This is a genomic window from Roseibium sp. AWQ4_290 (genome assembly GCF_056160985.1).
Genome location: NZ_JBSWYG010000073.1, coordinates 1 through 377, shown reverse-complemented (window position 1 = coordinate 377; position 377 = coordinate 1). Strand labels below are relative to the sequence as shown.

Below are 377 nucleotides of genomic sequence, written 5' to 3'. Positions count from 1 at the left end.
GTCCTGTATCCGGGCCTCAATGTGCCCATCCAGCGTGTCAGGCAGACGTAGAACGAAGTCACTCAGGCTGAGGACGTCATCCCCGTTCCCGGCGGCGCTGCCGGGATCCGATTGATTGGCACCTGCCTGCTGGTCGGCACCCCCAATATCGCGGTCCAGCCACTCATCCAGCTCAGCAGAGATATTGCTGTCACCGCCATCGGTATCATCATCGAGCGCCCCCAAGATCAAATCGGTAACTTCCCTGACCTCGTCTTGGAAAATCGTACGTAAATGCGTTTCCTCGGGCATTCCACCCAAAAGCGCCTCTGCAAGCTCCCGTGCACGCGCTGTTGCCGTATCTTTGTCTCCTTCCATCAAGGCATTGCGAACGTCAC

1 protein-coding gene is annotated in these 377 nt (G+C 57.8%); it reads right to left on the bottom strand.

The annotated features are described in order from the left end of the window. Positions 1–377 (bottom strand): hypothetical protein (locus tag ACXAH0_RS25185; protein ID WP_475196051.1); only part of this gene is annotated, 377 nt, incomplete at both ends.